Source organism: Pseudomonas kielensis (genome assembly GCF_014236655.1).
GTDB lineage: Bacteria > Pseudomonadota > Gammaproteobacteria > Pseudomonadales > Pseudomonadaceae > Aquipseudomonas > Aquipseudomonas kielensis.
The window spans coordinates 24,141-43,500 of the sequence record NZ_JACMYG010000012.1 but is presented as its reverse complement, the minus strand read 5'-3'; the positions used below and the strand labels follow the sequence as shown (position 1 = coordinate 43,500).

Sequence of the window (19,360 nt, the reverse complement as noted above, 5' to 3'; positions counted from 1 at the left end):
CTAGTGTCTGGACCATGAATCAGCCCCGCACGACCTCAACCACCTTTACCACGACCGCCCAGGGCGGGTCGTCTGAGGTGCCGTGAGCGGCTAAGCACACGTTATCCCAAAGGCCCCGCCAGCAATGGACGGGGCCTTTTTATTGCGCCGCTGTCGCTGGTTTTACGACAAGGAAATGCAGCATGCACGCACTGTTGATTCTCGATATGCAAGTGGGCCTGTTCCACGGCCCGGACCCGCTTTGGCGCAGCGCCGCGCTGCTGGACGCGGTCAATCTGTTGCTGGACAAGGCGCACCAGGCCGGCGCGCCGGTGTTCCTGGCCCGGCATGTCGGCCCGCCGGGGTCGCCGATCGAACCGGGCAGCCCATTGACACGCTTGATCGATGAACTGCGGCTACACGGCGATGAAGTGGTCTTCGAAAAAAGCCGCCCCAGCGCCTTTGCCGCCACGCCTCTGGTCGCCTGGCTCCGGGAGCGTGGCGCGGAGGGCGTGGTGATCGCCGGACTGAAGAGCCAGTACTGCGTCGACAGCACCTGCCGTGCCGCCCGCGACCTGGGCCTGGACGCCGTGCTGGTCGAGGACGCCCACAGTTGCAGCGACACCGAGGTCTTGAGCGCCGAGCAGATAGTCGCCCACCACAATGCAACGCTGGCGGGGCCCTTCTGCCGCCTGGTAAGCGCCGCGGACTGGAACTTCCAGCCATAAGAAAAGGACAGCTGCCCGATGAACAGCCAGGTACGCCGCGCCCGCGCCGAGGACGCAACCGCTATCAGCCAAGTGGTGATCGCGGCGCTGCGCCACTCCAATGCCCAGGACTATCCGCCCACGGTCATTGCCCAGGTGGTGCAGCACTTTTCCCCGGCGGCGATCCTGCAATTTCTGGCGCAGCGCCAGGTTTACGTGGCGACCCTGCAACAGCGGGTCGTCGCCACGGCCAGCCTTGACCAGGACGTGGTGCGCAGCGTGTTCGTCGACCCGGATCACCAGGGCCGTGGCATTGGCCAGCAATTGATGGAAGTGATTCACACAGCGGCCGCCGATGCCGGCGTCGAGCAGTTGCGCGTGCCCTCCTCGCTCACCGCCGAGGGTTTTTATCGCCGACTCGGCTATGAAAAGGTTCGCGACCAGCAGCATGGCGCCGAACGCACCATCATCATGGGCAAGCGGCTGATGTGAACCCGAGGCCCCTCTGAATCTCTACAGCCGCTAAAACTTCCAGGGCTACCTCGACAAGCTGACGCTCGGCGGTGGTGCGCGCGGGCAAGGAAAAGGCTGGCAGGTCCTGACCCACCGGGCCAAAGCCATCGGCTTCTATAACGCCTCGGACTACGGCGACCCGCGCAATGTGCTGGTGACCCGCCCCACGACTTTCAAGCCATGGCCCACACGCCGAGCGGACACGGGGTGTCAGCTCGGCTCAAGCACCGGGCACCGGGCACCGCTACAAATACGGCTGGATATTGGCCATGGCGCGCTCGACATACCACTGTTTTTCTCCCACCGGGGCCACGTAGTGCACCGCATGGCTGGCCGCCTCCAGACCTTGCAGGCGGGCGATGATCCAGGCCGCCAGGTAGGTTGACGCCAGGCAGCCGCCGGCGGTCGCCACGTTGCCCCTGGCGAAGAACGCCTGGTTCAACACCTCCACCCCTGCGGCCTGGACCCAGGGTTTGGTGGTCAGGTCGGTGCAGGCCGGCACCCCTTCCAGCAACCCCAGCTTGGCCAGCACCAGGGTCCCGGAGCACTGCGCCGCCAGCAGTTGCCGCGTCGGGTCCAGGTGCAATTGGCCCATCAGTTGACTGTCCTCGACCACTTCCCGGGTCAGCGCACCGCTGCCGACAATCACCGCATCCGCCTCGTTCGCCTCCTGCAGCGTGGCCTGGGACTCGATCACCAGCCCGTTCATCGAGCGTACGCGCGGCGTCGGACTGGCAATCGACACACGCCAGCCCGGGGTCTTGATCCGGTTGAGCAGCCCGAGGGCAATCAGGGAGTCGAGTTCGTTGAAACCTTCAAACGTCAGAATCGCGATATGCATGGCCGGGTCGTCCGCTGAGTGGGCTGGGGTGCGCCTGTTGGGGGCGGTTGTGGGGTCTCAGGCTATGGCCAATAATCAGTACAATCAAATTATTGTACTGGATACAAGTCCATGGCCCGTTCCCGCTACAAGTCCCTGGTGGACGCCTTCGCCGCTGACATCCGCGCCGGCCGCCTGACGCCCGGCACCCGCCTGCCCACCCATCGCCAACTGGCCACCCGCGAAGGCCTGGCCCTGGCCACCGCGACCCGGGTGTATGGCGAACTCGAAGCCATGGGCCTGGTCAGCGGCGAGGCCGGCCGCGGTACTTTTGTGCGCGAGACCGCGCTGCCCGCCGGGCTGGGAGTCGACCAGCACGCCGTCGCCGCGGGCCTGCTCGACCTCAACTTCAACTATCCCGCGCTTCCCGGCCAGGCCGAACTGCTGCGCGGCGCCTTGCGGCAACTGGCGAACTGCGGTGACCTGGAAGCCCTGCTGCGGTATCAGCCCCACGGTGGTCGCCCCCATGAGCGGGCCAGTGTCGCCCGGCACCTGCGTTGTCGCGGCCTTGCGGTCAGTGAGGAGCAGGTGCTGATCGTCAGCGGCGCCCAGCACGGCCTGGCCGTCACCCTGATGGGGCTATTGCGGGCCGGCGATGTGGTTGCCACCGACGCCCTCACCTACCCCGGGTTCAAGGTCCTCGCCGAAAACCAGCGCCTGGAACTGGCGCCGATTGCCGCCGCCCATCAGCACCCGGACCTCGACGCCCTGGCGCGCCTGTGCCAGCAACGTAAGGTGCGCGCCGTGTATTGCATGCCGACCCTGCACAATCCGCTGGGCTGGGTCGCCAGTGCCGACTGGCGCCAGCGCCTGGTGCAGATCGCCCGACAGCACGACCTGCTGATCATCGAAGACGCCGCCTACGCCTTTCTTGCCGAAGACCCGCCACCGCCCCTGGCCGCGCTGGCACCGGAGCGCACTGTCTACGTCTCGGGGCTGTCAAAAAATGTCGCCACCGGCCTGCGGGTTGGTTTTGTCGCGGCGCCCCTGCCGTGGATCCCGGCCCTGGAACGCAGCATCCGGGCCACCGTCTGGAACACTCCAGGCGTGATGACCTCGATCGCCTGCAACTGGCTCGACGACGGCACCGTGCTGCGCCTGGAACAGCAAAAACGCGAGGATGCCCGCCACCGCCAAGCCCTGGCCCGCGCCACCTTGCGCGGCCTGCCGTTCACCAGCCACCCCAACGCCTACTTCCTGTGGTTGCCCCTGGGTGAAGAAGTGCGCGCCGACCAGATCGCCATGGCCCTGCTGCGCGAGAACGTCTCGGTGTCGACCGCCGAACCCTTTGCCACCTCCAGCCACGTGCCCCACGCCATCCGCCTGGCACTGGGCTCTCTGGCGCTTGATAGCCTGCAGACTGCCCTGGAAACGGTGAAGCGGGTGGTGGACGAGCATTCGTATTAAGCCGGCTTGAGCCCGCAAGCCTGCGGCTCCACCACCCCGCGCGCCTCCAGCATCCGCACAAACATACTCAGGCTTTGCGACACCGTGCCCCGGCGCCACACCAGCCAGGTGCGCAAGTAGCGGAACGACTCCGACAGCGGCCAGATGCTCACCGTGCTGCAACCGGGCATGCTCTCGAGCATGCTGCGGGGCATCAGGGCCAGGCCGGCGCCGGCGCTGACGCAGGCGAGCATGCCGTGGTAGGACTCCATCTCATGGATCCGCCCGGGCACAGCCGCGTCCTTGGCGAACCAGCTTTCGAAGTGGTGCCGGTAGGAACAGTTGGCGCGAAACGCGTAAATGCTCTCGCCATTGACCTCCCGCGCACGGTGGATCGGCGGGTGATTGAGGGGCGCGATCAGCACCATCTCCTCCTCGAACGCCGGCACCCCCTCCAGTGCCGGATGCAGCACCGGCCCGTCGACGAAGGCCGCCGCCAGGCGCCCGGACAGTACGCCGTCGATCATGGTCCCGGAAGGGCCGGTAGACAGGTCCAGCGCTACCTTGGCGTACTGTTGGTTGTAAGCCGCCAGCAATCCGGGAATGCGCACCGCCGCCGTGCTTTCCAGCGAGCCCAGGGAGAACGAGCCCTGGGGCTCTTCCCCGGCAACCGTGGCCCGTGCTTCCCCGACCAGGTCGAGAATCCGCCGCGCGTAGTCGAGAAAACTCCAGCCGGCCGGCGACAGGCGCAAGCGACTTTTCTCGCGGATAAACAGATCCACCCCCAGGTCCTGCTCCAGTTGCTTGATCCGCGTCGTCAGGTTCGAGGGCACCCGATGGATGTGCTGCGCAGCGGCACTGATGCTGCCGTGCTCGGCCACGGCCTTGAAAATCTCCAGCTGAACCAGATCCAAGTCATTCTCCATTCGTGAACGATAGACTCAGCATTATTCAGTTTTCAGCAGCCAAGTGCCAGCGTAGCCTGCATCCATTCCCACCCAGCAGGACGGTGCCATGACCCAGATTTCCAGCCTCACCCATGCCCTCTCGATCAACCCCGCCACCGCCGAACAGATCGGCCACTACCCTTATCAGTCCCCGGCCGAGCTGGATGCCGCGTTGGCCCGGGCCAGTGCCGGGTTCGCCACCTGGCGCCGTACCCCGTTGGCCCAGCGTGCCCAGGCCTTGATCGCCCTGGCCCAGGCCCTGCGCGACAACGCCACGAACATGGCCCGGATGATCACCCTGGAAATGGGCAAGCCGCTGACCCAGGCCCGTGGTGAAATCGAAAAATGCGCCCAGCTCTGCCTGTGGTACGCCGAACACGGCCCGGCCATGCTCGCTGCCGAGCCGACCCAGGTGGAAGGCGGCAAGGCGCGCATCGAGTACCGTCCACTGGGGCCGATTCTCGCCGTGATGCCGTGGAACTTCCCGATCTGGCAGGTGCTGCGCGGCGCGGTGCCGGCCTTGATCGCCGGCAACACCTACGTGCTCAAGCATGCACCGAACGTGATGGGCAGCGCCTACCTGCTGCGTGATGCCGTGCGCCAGGCCGGGTTTGCCGAGGGCGTGTTCGACGTTATCAACGTCACGCCCGACGGCGTCTCCAGTGCGATTGCCGACCCACGGATCGCCGCCGTGACCCTGACCGGCAGCGTGCGTGCCGGCATGGCCATCGGCGCCCAGGCCGGTGCGGCCTTGAAGAAATGCGTGCTGGAACTGGGGGGCAGTGATCCGTTCATCGTGCTCAACGACGCCGACCTCGATGAAGCGGTCAAGGCGGCGGTGATCGGTCGCTACCAGAACACCGGGCAAGTCTGCGCCGCAGCCAAGCGCCTGATCATCGAACAGGGCGTGGTCGAGGCGTTCACCCGCAAGTTTGTCGAGCTGACCCGCCAACTGGTGGTCGGCGACCCCTTGGCCGCCGAAACCTACATCGGCCCGATGGCGCGTTTCGACCTGCGCGACGAGCTGCACGAGCAGGTGCGCGAGACCCTGGAACAAGGCGCGACCCTGCTGTTGGGGGGCACCAAGGCCGAAGGCCCGGGCAACTACTACCCGCCGACGATTCTGGCCGACGTCACCGACCAGATGACCGCCTTCCGCCAGGAACTGTTTGGCCCGGTGGCGTCGATCATCACCGCCCGCGATCCCGCCCATGCGCTGGCGCTGGCCAACGACAGCGAGTTCGGGCTGACGGCGACGGTCTTCAGCCGCGACCTCGAACGGGCCCGGCAACTGGCGGACGAGCTGGAGACCGGTGGCGTGTTCATCAACGGCTACAGCGCCTCCGACCCCCGCGTGAGCTTCGGCGGGGTGAAGAAAAGCGGTTTTGGCCGGGAACTGTCGCACTTCGGCGTCCGCGAGTTCTGCAACGCCCAGACCGTGTGGCTGGATCGCCGCTGAGGGCAACAAAAACCCGGGAGCACCAGGCTCCCGGGTTTTTAGCGGTGCAAGGGGCTAACGATCAGTCCTTATCCTGGTTCAAGGCTGAGCCAAACACCCCGTGGTAAAACTCCCCGACCCAGGGACCAAACTCCGGTCCGTGGTTCTGCTGCAGGTCGATGTTGTACTGGCTGAACACACCGTTGACCAACTGCGGTTCATTGATCATGAACCAGGGTCCGCCGCTGCCGCCCGCCGTCAACTCATCGTGTTTGACCACGATGGACGGCGCGGCACTGGGCACCTGACTGCCAATGCTCTGCCATGGCACCTGGCCGTCGAACGGGAACAGCACCGTGGCTTGCGCCGGATAACCGGTGTTCCTCCAGCAACCGGCAACCATGCCCCACTGCACGCCCACCCAGCCGACCACATCCCCTACTCCGCGGCCATCTGGGCCGGGTTTGACCTTGCACAAACCCAGGTCCCAGGCCGGGCTCTGGGTGTGCTCCCAGGCTGTCGGCCAATTCCAGTTCTCCACTTGCCAGCCACCATAGGGGGCGTTGCCGTTGTCATAGGCAGGGACGAAATAGAGATTGCTGGCGTGATGCCCATCGAGCAGCAGGCAGTGGGCCGCCGTCAAGATCCCGGATCGATGCACCACCACCGCCGACGCGGTGCACGGCCTGCCATTCATGTCGAAGAACAGCTTGCCGACGGTACGCTGCGGGAACTCATGCAGATGCTGGACCCGCGAAGTGTCTGGTCCCAGGTGCACACTCAAGCTGCCCGTGGACGGCGTTGTCCCCCCGGCCAACAGACTGTTGGCGTCGCCGCCAACGATCGACCGGCCCGCCTCCGGCAGCGGGTATTCATCCAGCGCGTGAGTGGAGCGATCCAGTGGCTGTGCGCTGGCCATGCGTTCGGTGGTCCAGAGCGCGGCAAGGTCTTCGAGCGAGGCGGCAACGCTCGCGGTAAAGTCCTGGGCATGCACGGCGGTAGCCAGCCATGGGCCCACCGGGTAGAGATTGGCGTCCACCAGGTACCAGACGATGTTCCAACTGTAGCCTCGGTCGTAGTCGCTCTTGACGAACACATCGCCAGTGCTGCGACCAATGACCTGCTCACTGACTTTATGCCAGTCGCCGCCCGTGCCATCGTCCCAGTTGCAGATGATGTCCCAGCCGACAATCACCTTGGTCGAGTCACGAAAGGAGAACACATGTTTGTTCCAGCCGATCCGCCACTTCGCCTCGACATGGTCCGAGACGCTCTGGATATTGACCCCCGGCATGTCGCACTTCTGGAACCCGAAGCTCCAGCGCACCGTGCCCTTGTCGGCGTCGAAGTTCTGGTCCTTCTGTGGCTCGCTTTTACCCGCCGCGACCACCTGGGTGTAGAACACCTGGCGGTTGTTGATCTCGCGCAGGCCGTTGAGCAGGCGATTGGTTTCCTCGGTCAACAGCTCGATCATTTTCGAGTCTTTGGGCAAGGAGGCTTGCTGCGCCTGGATTTTTGATTCCAGCCGGTGGTACGGCTCCTCGACCAGCCGCCGACCGAAGTCCGGACAGCTACTGAACAAGGCGCGCGCCAGCCAGAAACGGTTGTAGAGAAAGCTCAGCTCGGAAAACACCGCCGGGCTGACCGGCACTTCGCCGGAAATCGACGGGTCGATCACTCGATAGTGCTGCAGGTAGGTTTCCAGCTGGTTGGCTTGCAGCGACTGGTTGAACCACGGCAGCAACTCAGTGACGATGGTCTCGGCGGTCCAGCCCGTTTTCGGTGGCGAGGGGATCGCGCTGTTCACCCCGGTGGCCTTGATCCGCACGGAGACGCTGGCGTTGTGTTCCTTGGAGATTCGCTCGAAGCTGGAACTGCCCTCGACGCTGAACACCTGGGGCACATCGGCGGCCATCGCGGCGGTGAACTTGCTGCGTTGCTCGGCGCTGGAGAAACGGCACTGGTAGATCGCATACAAGGATGAACCGGCCCGGTAGCCAGCGACAAAGTAGTCGCCGTACTTGCTGCGAAAATCCTCGCCCGGGGTGACGTTCAGTTCGTTCTTCTGCGCCAGCGCGTACTGGCTCTCCTCGATCGATACCTGGGCCACCAGTGTCACGCTCAGCTCGGAAACCGCCATCTCGTTGAGGAACGAGGTACTGGCCGAGACATTCACCCCTTCCAGGTTGTAGGCGGCCTTCACCGAGCCGGAAATTATGCTCTGCAAGTCGCTCTCGGACTGCACCAGCGAATAGATGAATTCCGTCGACTTCTGCCCCGCCGGGGTCACCGTGAACGGCTTGACCGCCGAGGCACGCAATTGACCGGTGATGGCATCGACACCCAAGCCGAGCTGGTAGCTCTTTTGCCACGGCTGGCCCACCACCGTGGTGTTGAGCAGGGAGGTCACTGGGTTGCTTGAGATCTGTTTCATGGGTCGTTCTCCTTAACAGTTTGAACCACAGAATCGTCACTGGCGCCCCGACACCCTTGCGGTGCACGTAGCGCGTCACCACCCTGGCAAGCTTGCGCCAGGCCTACAAGCAATGGCGCATGAGCACTGCGCACTTCGCGTGCGTGGCGCTCAGTAGCCGCTGGCAGGGTCCTGCAGAACACGCATCAGGTGCGCGCGCGCCCGATCGCACAGGTCGGGAAACGGCAGCTCGGCCGGCCATGGCGTCGGTTGTCGGTGCTGCTCCATGCCACCACGCCCCAGCAGCAGCCAGTCCGCTGATACGTCCAGGTACTCGCACAGGGTGATGACATTGGCCAGGGTCATGGGCCCGCCCTGGCACCAGCGCGATACCGCGCTCTCGCTGACCCCCATGGCGGCAGCCAGCGCGTAATGCTTGTTGATGTGGCGCTGCCCCATCGCTTTACGGATACGTCGTCCTCGATTCAGTGACATGTCAGCCTCGCAGCAGTGAATATCCTGTAGCCGCCCACAGCCTTTGGGCAGGAGCGGTCCGGGCTCCTGGCACGACGGCGAAGACCCTGTCGGGAAATCTGGCACGAAATCCGATCGCCAGTGAGCGATCACGAGGAGAAATGTGCGGCAGCTGGCAAAGCGCGGGGGGAGAGACAGCAAAAACAGAGGGGCAACGACTCATGCTGATCCGTTGGGCGATCAGCATCTGCTACAAGAGCGGCGCAAATCGCTTGAGTGATCGGTATGGCGGCCAGGCCGGGAATGGCTCCCGGCCCGCGCGCAACGCCTTAGTGCTGGAGGATTTTCGACAGGAAGCTGCGGGCCCGGTCCGAGCGTGGGGCGCCGAAGAACTCTTCGGACTTCACGTCCTCGATGATCTGGCCACCATCCATGAACACAATGCGGTCGGCCACTTTGCGGGCAAAGCCCATTTCATGGGTGACGCACATCATGGTCATGCCCTCGCGGGCCAACTGGACCATGACGTCCAGCACTTCGTTGACCATTTCCGGGTCGAGCGCCGAGGTTGGTTCATCGAACAGCATGGCGATCGGGTCCATGGCCAGGGCCCGGGCAATGGCGACCCGCTGTTGCTGGCCGCCGGACAACTGGATCGGGTACTTGTGCGCATGGCTCTTGAGCCCGACGCGTTCCAGCAAGGCCATGCCCTTTTTGGTCGCGGTGTCGCGGTCGCGGCCCAGCACCTTGATCTGCGCCAGGTTGAGGTTGTCGATGATACTCAAGTGCGGGAACAGTTCGAAATGCTGGAACACCATGCCAACCCGCGCACGCAGTTTCGGCAGGTCCACCCCCTGGCCCGTGACAGGCTGGTTCTCGATAAAGATCTCGCCTTCCTGCACCGGCTCCAGGCCGTTGACGCATTTGATCAGGGTGCTCTTGCCGGAACCGGACGGCCCGCACACCACCATCACTTCACCTCGCGAGAGCTCGGTGGTGCAGTTCTTCAGGACCTGGAAGTTGCCGTACCATTTGCTCAGGTTTTTCATCTGGATCATGCGGTTCTCCCTACATTTCTTTTCAGGCGTTTGGTCAGGCTGGAGAGCAGGTAGCAGATCACCAGGTAGACCAGGGCCACGAACAGGTACAGCTCCACCAGGCGCCCGTCTCGCTGGGCGAACTTGCTGGCCGCGCCGGTGAAGTCGGCGATGGACAGCACGTACACCAGTGAGGTGTCCTGGAACAGGATGATGGTCTGGGTCAACAACAACGGGGTCATGCGGCGCAGCGCCTGGGGCAGGATCACGTAGATCATCGATTGCGCCGGACGCAGGCCCAGGGCCGCCGCGGCCTGTCGCTGGCCGCCACTGACGCTTTGGATACCCCCCCGAATGATCTCGCTGTAATAGGCCGCCTCGAACATGCAGAAGGTCACGAAGGCGGTGACCACCGGGCCGATCTGCACCGGGCGTTCGGTGCCGAAGGCCATCTGCAGAAGCAGGGGCATCAGGAAGTAGAACCAGAAAATCACCAGCACCAGCGGGATGCTGCGCATCACCGTCACATAGCCCAGGGCAAAGCCGCGCAGCACGCGGTTGTGCGACAGGCGCATGAGCGCCAGGAAGGTGCCGGCGACGATGCCGACCGACATGGCCACCAGGGTCAGCAGCAGGGTGAATTTCAGGCCATTCCACAGGGCCGGCATGGCCCGGACAATGACGCTTGGGTCTAGATCAAACATGACTACCTCGTCGCGCCGCGAATGGCCAGGGAACGTTCGATATGACCCATGACAAAGGTCACCAGCAGCGAAATCACCACGTAGATCACGGTGGCGGCGGTGAACGCCTCAAAGGTGTTGAACGAGTATTCACTGACGTTGCGCGCCTGCGCGGTCAACTCCATCAAGCCGATGGTCAGGGCCACCGATGAGTTCTTCAGGGTGTTCAGGGCCTCGGAGGTCAGCGGCGGGAATACCACGCGGATCGCCTGGGGCAACAACACCTGCAGGTACATCTGGGTCGGGCGCAGGCCCAGCGCCAGGGCCGCGCCCCGCTGCCCACCGGCAACCGACTCGATACCGGCCTTGAACAGCTCCGACAACTTGGCCGAGGTGAACAGGGTCAGCGCCACCACGGCACTGAAGAACGAGGGATAGGACAAGTCCTGCTTGAGATAGTCCCCCATCGACACCGGCAGCAACTCGGGCACCACGAAGAAGCAGATGAACATTTGCACCAGCAGCGGGATGTTGCGAAACACCTCGGTGTACAGGTTGCACAGCCACACCAGTGGCCGCAGCGTACTGGTGCGCAGGGTGCCGACCAGGCCACCGATCAACAGCGCGAGAATGAACGCGACCAAGGTGGTCGCCAGGGTCCAGCTGGTGCCGGTGACCAGCCAGTGCAGATACGACGAAGTTTCTCCGGGAGCGAAATCCCAGAACACGCTCCAGTTCCAGTTGTAATCCATCAACCACCAACCTTTCAGAAAAAGCACAACGCTTGCACGCTGAACACGCTCTCCCCTGCGCAGGAGCTGGCAAGCCAGCACCCACGCCTTAAAAAGCGCATCAGTTCATTGGCAAACCGGCATCAGACCCCGGTGTCGTTCGGGTGCGCGATAGCTTGTTTCAGCGCTTCGCTCATCGGCAGGTTGATCACGGCATTTTTCGGCGGGATCGGCTGCTCGAACCATTTCGGGTACTGGGCATCGATCACCCCGGTGCTGTAGAGATTGCGCAGCACGTCATCGGCAAAGGACTTGAACTGCGGGTCGTTCTTGCGGATGCCGATGGCATAGGGTTCGGCGGACATCGGCTCGGGCAGCAAGGTGTAGGCGTCCGGGCTGCGGCTTTGGGCGATGGTTGCCATCAACTGCACGTCGTCGTTGATGTAGGCCACGGCGCGCCCGGTTTCCAGCATCAGGAAGGCTTCGCCACCGTCCTTGGCATTGAGGATTTTCAGGCCCAGCTGTTTTTCCCGATTCAGGTTCTTGGTGATCCACTCGCCGCTGCCCCCGGTAATCACCACCACCGCCTTGCCCTTGAGGTCGGCCACGCTGTTGATGCCGGCGGTCTTCTTGACCGCGTACTTGGCGCTGGCCACATAGCTGGTGAGCAGGAAGCCAATCTGTTTCTGGCGCTCGACGGTGTTGGTGGTCACCCCACATTCCAGGTCGATGGTGCCGTTGATCAACAGGGGGGTGCGGGTCGCCGCGACGACCGAGACGTACTCGGTCTTGAGGCCCGGCTCGCCGACCTTGACCTTGATCTGGTCAACGATTTTCTGACACAGCTCGATGCTGTAGCCGATCGGTTGCTGGGCATCGTTGAGGTAGGAAAACGGCAACGAGGCGTCGCGGTAACCGAGGGTGACGGTGCCCGATTCCTTGATTTTCTTCAGGGTTCCGGTGAGGTCATCAGCCTGTGCAACGCTGGTGCCCAGACAAGCAGCGACGACGAGGGCAAGCAGCTGTTTCTTTTTATCGAGCATGGGGATCTCCGACTTTTGTTATGGCAGCTTTGGCACAGCGAAAGGGCGAAGCGTTTCAGCGCAAGGCATCCAGCGCTTCGCGGATACGAACGACCGCTTTTTGTAGGTTTTCCCGGGAGGTGGCGAACGACAGCCGGAAGTACCCCGGCAGCCCGAACGCCAACCCCGGCACGACGGCGACACCGGCATGGTCGAGCAGGTAGGCCGACAACTCGACGTCATCGATGATCACCCGTCCGTCCGGGCTGACCCGACCGAGCAACTGACTGCACTCGGGGAAGGCGTAAAAGGCCCCGGCCGGTGCGCTCAGACGCAAGCCGGCGCACTGGCTCAGGCCCTCGACCAACAGGCGGCCGCGCGCGGCGTACTCGGTGGCGCTGTGCTTGACGAAATCCTGCGGGCCTTGCAGCGCGGCGCGCGACGCCTCCTGGGAAATCGCGCTGGCGCCTGAGGTGCTTTGCGACTGGATCTTGCTGATCGCGGCGATCAGCGCCTTGGGGCCGGCGGCGTAACCGATGCGCCAGCCCGTCATGGCATAGGCCTTGGCCACGCCATTGATCAGCAGGGTGCGCTCACGCAGGTGCGGGCAGGCATTGGCGAAGGACACGAATGGCTGGTCGGCGAGCAGCACGTGCTCGTAGATTTCGTCGGACATCACCAGCACGTTGGGGAAGTCTTCCAGCACCTTGCCCAGCGCTTGCAGGTCGGCGAGGGAATAGATGGCACCGCTAGGGTTGGACGGCGAGTTGAGGACCAGCCAGCGGCTCTTCTCGGTCAGTGCGGCCTGCAGCACCTGGGCAGTCAGCTTGAAGCCGACCTCGATGCCACAGGCAATCACCTGCGGGCTGCCGCCATTCAAGGTGACGATGTCGGAATAGGAGACCCAGTACGGCGCGGGGATGATCACCTCGTCACCGGCCTCCAGGGTGGCCATGAAGGTGTTGAAAATCACCTGTTTGGCGCCGTTGCCCACGGTGATCTCGTCGACGCTGTAGTCCAGGCCGTTCTCGCGCTGGAACTTGCTGACGATCGCCTGGCGCAAGGCCAAGGTGCCCTGGGGCGCGGTGTAGCGGGTATGGCCGTCACGCATGGCCTGGCTGGCGGCGTCGATGATGTGGGCCGGGGTATCGAAATCCGGTTCGCCCAGGCTCATGTCGACAATGTCGCGACCCTGGCTGGCCAGCTCCTTGGCACGCATGGAAATGATCATGCTCGGAGAAGAAGAGATCTGCTTGACGCGTTGACTTTCAAAACTCATGAAATGCCCGCCTTCCTTGGAGGTCCGCTGAAGATCATGGAGGATCGTCAAGCGCCTCGCTGTTGTTGTACGACGTAGTATGACATGCGTTTTTCTGATTTCGCAATCGCCAAGTGCCAGTGTTTTTTTTCCACGCAAAAAGGCCCGTCGCACCTCGATAACCAGTGGTTAGCGAGGTATGACAGGCCTGATGGGGCTAGATGAGGGGGTTGGGAAAGTCAGCCTCAAGCAGAAAAGAATCGCTGCCTGGGCTGATTAACTCCGAAAGAGGTACGATGACCTACCAGCTTCTACCGGTAACAGCGGCCTTCAAACACCTAGGTCGGCGTATTGAGGCACACCACCTTGGGCTGGGTCATTTCTTCATAGGCAAAACGCACCCCTTCGCGCCCCAGGCTGCCGTACTTGGAGCCGCCGAAGGGCATCGCATCGAAACGGTAATCGGAGGAGTCGTTGATCATCACCCCCCCCGCCTCGATCCGCCGGGCGGCGCTCATGGCCGTGGCCAGGTTACCGGTGAAGATCCCTGCGTGCAGGCTGTACTCCGGCTCGTTGGCCAGGGCGATCGCCTCATCGAAGGTGTCGAAGGGTTGCAGGACCACCACCGGGGCGAACACTTCTTCGCGCCACAACCGGCTGGCGTGATCGACATTCTCCAGCACCGTCGCCCCATAGCAGGAGCCCTGGCGGCGATGGCCGCAGAGCAGCCTGGCGCCGTCTCGCAAGGCGTCGTTGACCACCTGTTCGGCATTCTGCGCCGCCTGCGGGGTGATCATCGGCCCGATATCGGTGCTCGCCAAGGCAGGGTCACCGGCGACCAGCGCCTCGGCCCGGCGCACGAACCCTTCGCAAAAGGCTTCATAGACCGACGCCTGGACCAACAGGCGCTGGGTGCCGATGCAGTTCTGCCCGGCAGCCCAGAATGCCCCGGACACACAGCTGTCGATCGCCGCCGGCAAGTCGCAGTCGCCCATCACGATCACCGGCGCATTGCCGCCCAGGTCCATGGCCAGCTTCTTCAGGCCGGCGGTGCGGGCAATCTGCTCGCCGGTGACAAAGCCGCCCGTGAAGGAAATCATCCGCACCTCGCGGGCGGCCACCAGCGCCCTGCCCAGCTCTGCCCCGCCCGTGGCGACCGTGACGACCGCCTCCGGCAGCCCGGCCTGCACCAGGTAATCCACCAGGCGCAGGGCCGACAAGGGCGCCAGCTCCGACGGCTTGAGGATCACCGCATTGCCGCCGGCAATGGCCGGACCAAGCTTGTGCGCCACCAGGTTCAGCGGGTCGTTGTACGGAGTGATCGCGACGATCAGGCCCAACGGCTCGCGGGTGAACCAGCCCTGGCGTGACTCGGAGCCTTCGTAGGCATCGAACGGCACCACTTCGCCGGCGTTGCGCTTGGCCTCCTCGGCCGACAACTTGAGGGTGTTGACGCAGCGCTTGACCTCCTTTTGCGCCTGCACCAGGGTCTTGCCGGCTTCGTCGACAATCAGCCGGGCAAAGCCATGGGCATCGCGCTCGATGGCCAGTGCGGCCTGTTCAAGAATCCGCGCGCGACGATGGCGCGGCAGCGCGGCGCAGAGGCGCGCACCCTGCCGGCCCTGTTCCAGCAGTTGCGGGACCTGGGCCGCACCCACCTTGGCAACCGTGCCGACGAGGCTGCCGTCAAACGGGTTCAACACATCGATAGGCGGCTCGACAACCGCCAGGGCCAGACGCGATAGGTTCACAGGCTTTCTCCTAGTGGGTGGCAACGGTTGAGTGCAGGCTGATGATGTCCGACAACAAGGCGTACGCGGTTTCCATACGCCCGGCGCCGGGCCCCGAGACCGTCACGGCGCCGAGCAATGGGCTGGTGAACGACACCGCGTTGGTGGCGCCGCTGATCGCGGCCAAGGGGTGGTCGTTGCGCAGCAGGCGCGGTTCGACCCGGGCACTGACCGAGCCGTCGGCCTGACGCGTGGCGGCGCCAATCAGCTTCCAGCGCGCACCCTCCTGGCGGGCCTTGGCGATGTCATCCAGGGTCAGGGCGCTGATGCCCTGGCAGCTGACATCACTGACCTGCAGTTTGGCGTCCAGTAATTCATTGGCCAGGATCACCACCTTGAGGCGCACGTCGTAACCTTCGACATCGGCGCTCGGGTCGGCTTCGGCGTAGCCCAGTTCCTGCGCCTGGCGCACCGCCTCGGCAAACCCCAGGCCGCCTTCCATGCAGGTCAGGACGAAGTTGGAGGTGCCGTTGAGAATGCCCTCGAATCCGTTGATCGCACTGCCGGCCAGGGTCTGTTTGGCCAGGCGGATCACCGGTGTGCCGCTCATCACCGAACCTTCGTATTCAAAGGCCACCTTGTTGCGCAGGGCCAGGGCCTTGAGCTCGGCACCGTGCAGGGCAATCGGTCCCTTGTTGGTGGTCACCACGTGCTTGCCCGCCTCCAGGGCCCAACGGCAGAACGAGGTGGCAGGCTCGCCGTCCACCGGATTGGTGAAGGTCGCCTCGGCAATGATGTCAGCCCCCGAGTCCTTGATCACCGCTTCGTTCAAGGCTTCGACCGTGCCGCCAGGAAGCTGGGCCAACGCCCCCTTGACCGACGGCAGCCGAGCCAGCACTCCAGCGTCCAGGCCTTCACGGCCCACCAGCGAGCCCAGGAACAAGTCGGTCACCCCGACGATCTTGAGGCTGAAACCCAGCTCGGTTTTCCAGCCTTCATTACGCTCGGCAATCAGTTGGGCCAACGCCCGGTTGACACCACCGAAGCCGACCAGCGCCAGTTTGTATTCAGTCATTTTGTTATTGCCCTTGATCCGGGGGATGGGTTGTTGGGCACTAGATTAGGCGGCGGGCCTGGGCAGTGAAATAGGCCAATTTGCTCTATTTCCTGGGCGTTTTGCCCAGGGTTTGCGCAATTGCACGGACCGGTGTGGGGGGCTCCCAGAGTGTGGTTTTGGGTGTTCGCAGATTTTGTGTACAGCCACAAAATTTGTGTGGGAGCGGGCTTGCCCGCGATGGCGGTGGGTCAGGCAACATAGATGTTGGCTGTGCTGGCCTCATCGCGAGCAGGCCGCAAGCGGGCGCTCGCTCCCACAATGAATTTGGTTGCTCACAGATTTTGTGTACAGCCCGACTCGCCCTAAACCACCGACGACAACACAAACGAAGTCACGGTATTTTCCACCCCAGGCAGTGCCGAGATCTGGTTCCAGACTTTGTGCACCCGCTCGGGGCTGGCGGCGCCGACGCGCAGCATCAGGTCGAACTCGCCGCTCATCACATCGCACTGGATGACTTCCGGGATGGCCCGCAGCGCCTGCAGCACCTCGGCGCCGCGCATGCGGTCGTAGCGGTAGACAAAAATCACCGCATTGATGTTCGAGGCGCCGGAATGGCCCTCTCCCGTGCGTACCGTATACCCCTGGATCGCACCGTCGCGCTCGAGTCGCTCTATGCGCTGGCGCACGGCATTGCGCGACAGGTTGACCTTGGCCGCCAGCTCCGCATGGGCTGCCCGGGCATTGAGCCGCAGCTCGGCGATGATGCGCTCATCGAGGGGATCGAGAATACGTTTCACCGGGCCTCCCGTTGCAGCGCGCCCACGCGTTGCTCAAGTGTGTGCAAATCATCCGCCTCGATCCGACATTCCCCATCGCCGCCCTGCTCCACTCTCGGGGCAGGCACCACGGGCAGGACGATCCCCAGCTCGCCGAGCAACTGCGCCGACTTGCCGGGAGCGATCTCGCCCAGGGTTACCATCGGCGCCACCAGGCTGCGGCGATAGAGCCGGGCCGCGAGCACGCCCGTCGCCGTGTGGGGATCGATGACGTAGCCGGTGTCGCGGTACAGCGCGCTGATTTCCTGCACGGTCTCGGCATCGCTGACCGCGTAGGAGTCAATGATCATCCGCGCCTGCAACCAGCACTCGTTGGCCATGCGCATGTCGCCACTGGCCTCGAACCCGGCCATCAGCGCACTCACCGCCTGACCATCGCGCCCGTACAACGCCCAGAGCAATCGTTCGAGGTTGGAGAAAATCGACAGGTCCATGGCCGGCGACAGGGTCTTGTTGGCCTGCGAACGACCATAGTGGTTCTTCAGGAACAGCTGGTGCAGCGCATCATTCTGATTGGTCGCGACAATGATCTGGGTGATCGGCAGTCCCATCTTCTGCGCAATGTACCCGGCATACACCTGGGCAAAGCTCGCCGCCGGCACACTGAAACCGATGGGCCGCTGACCACCCCCCAGTTGCAGCACCGCGTGGAAATAGAACACCAGTTGCGCCAGCACACTGACCCAGTTGCTGGAGTTGAAGCTGACCGCCAACGCGTCGGCGCACGGCCACTGCTGGAACAGCTGGCTGACCAGGGTCTGGCACTGATCGAAGCTGCCGTTGACCGCGAACCGCTGGACTGCGGGTCGGTTCACCGCCTGCAACTGCTGCCACTGCTGCGGTGCCACGCCGGTCTGCGGATAGAGCAGCACCACGTCGACTTCTGCGCAGTGTTTGAACGCCTCGATGGCCGCCAGCCCGGTGTCGCCATTGGTGGCCCCCAGCACTACCGCCCGGCGCTGACGCTTGCGCAGGAAGTGTTGCACCAGTTGGGCCTGCAGTTGCGCGGCAAAGTCCTTCGAGGAACCGGTGGGCCCGTGGAACAGCTCCAGCACCCACTCGTTGCGGTCGACCTGGTGCAGGGGCGCAATCGCCCGATGGCTGAAGCCGCGGCAAGCGGCCTTGAGCAGCGGCCGCAAATCCGCTTCGGCAATTGCCTCGCCGATAAACGGCTGCAACACCCGCCAGGCCAGTTCGTCATAGGCCAGGGTCGACCAGTTGGCAATGTCCTGCGGGCTGAAGTGGGGAAGTTCGACGGGCACATACAATCCCCCATCGTCGGCCAGTCCGGATAACACGACCTTTTCGAAGTCAGCCTCTACGGCCCAATTGCGGGTACTTACATAACGCATGGTTGGCTCCGGCCATTCATTTGTGACGATGCGCCTGCTCCACCAGCCAGGTGGCAAACATGATCGCGTCGGGGTGTTCCTCGGTGCCGGCACCGCGCACCAGGTAAAACGACTCGCTGGCTTCGATGCGCTGGGCGAAGGGTTCCACCAGGCGTCCGTCCTCGAGCATCTCGAGCACCATCGACGAACGGGCCAGGGCAATGCCCTGCCCCAACTCGGCCATGCGCAAGGTGGAGATCAGGGTGTCGAACTGCATGCCGGTGGAGGAGTCGACGCTGTCGGCGCCGACCATCTTCAACCAGTAGCCCCACCCTTCTTCGTAACCCAGTACGTGCAGCAACGGGTGCTGGGCCACATCGGCCGGGACCTTGAGGGGCGAGCGCGCCATCAGCGCCGGCGAGCAGACCGGGAACAGGCTGTCCCAGGTCAGGCGCTGCGCCACCAGGCCGGGCCAATGCCCATGGCCCCAGCGGATCTCCATGTCGTCCTCGCCGTCCAGTTCCTTGACCCAGATGTTGCTGATGTAGCGGATGTCGACCTGCGGATGCGCCTGGCGGAACCCCACCAGCCTGGGCGCCAGCCAGTGCACGAAGAACGACAGGCTGCCGCGCACCTTGATCGGCCGGCGCTTGTGCTGGCCGAAAATTTCGTTGGTACCCACGGCCAGCCGAGTGATCGCGTCCTGCACCACGGGCAGGTAGGCCTGCCCTTCCTCGGTCAATCCCAGGCCACGGGGCAAGCGCTTGAACAGCGCCACCCCCAGATGGCTTTCGAGCTGGCGGATCTGTTGGCTGACCGCGCCCTGGGTCAGGAACAACTCGTCGGCGGCGTGGGTGAAGTTCAGGCAGCGGGCAGACACCTCGAAGGCCCGCAACCAGTTCAACGGGGGTAAGGTTTTTTGCTTCATGACCTGG

The 19,360-nt window shown here is 63.9% G+C and carries 18 protein-coding genes; 4 read left to right on the top strand and 14 right to left on the bottom strand.

The annotated features are described in order from the left end of the window. Window positions 1–182: 182 nt before the first annotated feature. On the top strand, window positions 183–707 hold the full coding sequence (locus tag H7995_RS13840; RefSeq protein ID WP_185818497.1) for a cysteine hydrolase family protein: 525 nt from the start codon (window positions 183–185) through the stop codon (window positions 705–707). Between the two features lie 18 nt (window positions 708–725). Beyond that, window positions 726–1,178 carry a GNAT family N-acetyltransferase gene (locus H7995_RS13835; protein WP_166590654.1) on the top strand — a complete coding sequence of 151 codons (453 nt, stop codon included), beginning with the start codon at window positions 726–728 and terminating at the stop codon, window positions 1,176–1,178. Between the two features lie 265 nt (window positions 1,179–1,443). Here the strand turns inward: H7995_RS13835 and H7995_RS13830 are convergent, their stop codons facing one another. Continuing rightward, entirely contained in the window at window positions 1,444–2,040 is a 597-nt protein-coding gene (locus tag H7995_RS13830) for a DJ-1/PfpI family protein (protein WP_166590655.1), read from the bottom strand. 111 nt (window positions 2,041–2,151) lie between these two features. On the opposite strand from H7995_RS13830, the gene H7995_RS13825 reads away from it, so the two are divergent. Beyond that, window positions 2,152–3,486 carry an aminotransferase-like domain-containing protein gene (locus H7995_RS13825; RefSeq protein ID WP_185818496.1) on the top strand — a complete coding sequence of 445 codons (1,335 nt, stop codon included), beginning with the start codon at window positions 2,152–2,154 and terminating at the stop codon, window positions 3,484–3,486. Here the strand turns inward: H7995_RS13825 and ptrR are convergent. Next, window positions 3,483–4,379, bottom strand: a complete 897-nt coding sequence (gene ptrR / locus H7995_RS13820; protein WP_166590657.1) for a putrescine utilization regulator PtrR — start codon at window positions 4,377–4,379, stop codon at window positions 3,483–3,485. The genes H7995_RS13825 and ptrR overlap by 4 nt on opposite strands. Window positions 4,380–4,479: 100 nt before the next feature. Between ptrR and H7995_RS13815 the strand changes: the two genes are divergently transcribed. Then, complete coding sequence (locus H7995_RS13815) at window positions 4,480–5,871, top strand: aldehyde dehydrogenase family protein (protein WP_166590658.1); 1,392 nt, start codon at window positions 4,480–4,482, stop codon at window positions 5,869–5,871. 61 nt (window positions 5,872–5,932) lie between these two features. On the opposite strand, the gene H7995_RS13810 is transcribed toward H7995_RS13815, so the two are convergent. The 12 genes from H7995_RS13810 to H7995_RS13755 all read right to left on the bottom strand — a co-directional run bounded on the left by H7995_RS13810 (window position 5,933) and on the right by H7995_RS13755 (window position 19,353). Next, a complete protein-coding gene (locus tag H7995_RS13810) occupies window positions 5,933–8,284 on the bottom strand; it encodes a trypsin-like serine peptidase (RefSeq protein WP_185818495.1) in 2,352 nt (783 codons plus the stop codon). 150 nt (window positions 8,285–8,434) lie between these two features. Next, window positions 8,435–8,758, bottom strand: a complete 324-nt coding sequence (locus H7995_RS13805) for a helix-turn-helix domain-containing protein (RefSeq protein WP_166590660.1) — start codon at window positions 8,756–8,758, stop codon at window positions 8,435–8,437. A 308-nt stretch (window positions 8,759–9,066) separates the two neighbouring features. Then, window positions 9,067–9,795, bottom strand: a complete 729-nt coding sequence (locus H7995_RS13800) for an amino acid ABC transporter ATP-binding protein (protein WP_185818494.1) — start codon at window positions 9,793–9,795, stop codon at window positions 9,067–9,069. After that, a complete protein-coding gene (locus tag H7995_RS13795) occupies window positions 9,792–10,478 on the bottom strand; it encodes an amino acid ABC transporter permease (RefSeq protein WP_182340809.1) in 687 nt (228 codons plus the stop codon). The genes H7995_RS13800 and H7995_RS13795 overlap by 4 nt, the downstream gene beginning before the upstream one ends. A 2-nt stretch (window positions 10,479–10,480) precedes the next feature. Next, window positions 10,481–11,209, bottom strand: coding sequence for an amino acid ABC transporter permease (locus H7995_RS13790; protein WP_185818493.1), 729 nt, complete (start codon window positions 11,207–11,209; stop codon window positions 10,481–10,483). A 122-nt stretch (window positions 11,210–11,331) separates the two neighbouring features. Further along, the gene (locus tag H7995_RS13785) at window positions 11,332–12,231 is read right to left on the bottom strand and encodes a transporter substrate-binding domain-containing protein (protein WP_166590663.1); all 900 of its coding nucleotides are present in this window, start codon (window positions 12,229–12,231) and stop codon (window positions 11,332–11,334) included. A 55-nt stretch (window positions 12,232–12,286) separates the two neighbouring features. Next, entirely contained in the window at window positions 12,287–13,489 is a 1,203-nt protein-coding gene (locus H7995_RS13780; protein WP_185818492.1) for a pyridoxal phosphate-dependent aminotransferase, read from the bottom strand. A gap of 317 nt (window positions 13,490–13,806) precedes the next feature. Further along, entirely contained in the window at window positions 13,807–15,219 is a 1,413-nt protein-coding gene (locus H7995_RS13775) for an aldehyde dehydrogenase family protein (protein WP_185818491.1), read from the bottom strand. A gap of 10 nt (window positions 15,220–15,229) precedes the next feature. Next, window positions 15,230–16,273, bottom strand: coding sequence for a homoserine dehydrogenase (locus H7995_RS13770; protein WP_166590666.1), 1,044 nt, complete (start codon window positions 16,271–16,273; stop codon window positions 15,230–15,232). A gap of 344 nt (window positions 16,274–16,617) precedes the next feature. Next, window positions 16,618–17,055: an Lrp/AsnC family transcriptional regulator gene (locus H7995_RS13765; protein ID WP_166590667.1), complete on the bottom strand. Its 438-nt coding sequence runs from the start codon at window positions 17,053–17,055 to the stop codon at window positions 16,618–16,620. Continuing rightward, entirely contained in the window at window positions 17,052–18,446 is a 1,395-nt protein-coding gene (gene thrC, locus H7995_RS13760; protein ID WP_185818490.1) for a threonine synthase, read from the bottom strand. Before thrC ends, H7995_RS13765 begins: the two co-directional genes overlap by 4 nt. Before the next feature lie 16 nt (window positions 18,447–18,462). Then, entirely contained in the window at window positions 18,463–19,353 is an 891-nt protein-coding gene (locus H7995_RS13755; protein ID WP_166590669.1) for a LysR substrate-binding domain-containing protein, read from the bottom strand. Window positions 19,354–19,360 lie beyond the last annotated feature (7 nt).

Excerpts from the sequence above, each read along its gene's own strand:
- H7995_RS13840 (WP_185818497.1), top strand. The coding sequence starts at position 183 with ATGCACGCACTGTTGATTCTCGATATGCAAGTGGGCCTGTTCCACGGC.
- H7995_RS13835 (WP_166590654.1), top strand. The coding sequence starts at position 726 with ATGAACAGCCAGGTACGCCGCGCCCGCGCCGAGGACGCAACCGCTATC.
- H7995_RS13830 (WP_166590655.1), bottom strand. The coding sequence starts at position 2,040 with ATGCATATCGCGATTCTGACGTTTGAAGGTTTCAACGAACTCGACTCC.
- H7995_RS13825 (WP_185818496.1), top strand. The coding sequence starts at position 2,152 with ATGGCCCGTTCCCGCTACAAGTCCCTGGTGGACGCCTTCGCCGCTGAC.
- H7995_RS13815 (WP_166590658.1), top strand. The coding sequence starts at position 4,480 with ATGACCCAGATTTCCAGCCTCACCCATGCCCTCTCGATCAACCCCGCC.
- H7995_RS13810 (WP_185818495.1), bottom strand. The coding sequence starts at position 8,284 with ATGAAACAGATCTCAAGCAACCCAGTGACCTCCCTGCTCAACACCACG.
- H7995_RS13805 (WP_166590660.1), bottom strand. The coding sequence starts at position 8,758 with ATGTCACTGAATCGAGGACGACGTATCCGTAAAGCGATGGGGCAGCGC.
- H7995_RS13800 (WP_185818494.1), bottom strand. The coding sequence starts at position 9,795 with ATGATCCAGATGAAAAACCTGAGCAAATGGTACGGCAACTTCCAGGTC.
- H7995_RS13795 (WP_182340809.1), bottom strand. The coding sequence starts at position 10,478 with ATGTTTGATCTAGACCCAAGCGTCATTGTCCGGGCCATGCCGGCCCTG.
- H7995_RS13790 (WP_185818493.1), bottom strand. The coding sequence starts at position 11,209 with ATGGATTACAACTGGAACTGGAGCGTGTTCTGGGATTTCGCTCCCGGA.
- H7995_RS13785 (WP_166590663.1), bottom strand. The coding sequence starts at position 12,231 with ATGCTCGATAAAAAGAAACAGCTGCTTGCCCTCGTCGTCGCTGCTTGT.
- H7995_RS13780 (WP_185818492.1), bottom strand. The coding sequence starts at position 13,489 with ATGAGTTTTGAAAGTCAACGCGTCAAGCAGATCTCTTCTTCTCCGAGC.
- H7995_RS13770 (WP_166590666.1), bottom strand. The coding sequence starts at position 16,273 with ATGACTGAATACAAACTGGCGCTGGTCGGCTTCGGTGGTGTCAACCGG.
- thrC (WP_185818490.1), bottom strand. The coding sequence starts at position 18,446 with ATGCGTTATGTAAGTACCCGCAATTGGGCCGTAGAGGCTGACTTCGAA.
- H7995_RS13755 (WP_166590669.1), bottom strand. The coding sequence starts at position 19,353 with ATGAAGCAAAAAACCTTACCCCCGTTGAACTGGTTGCGGGCCTTCGAG.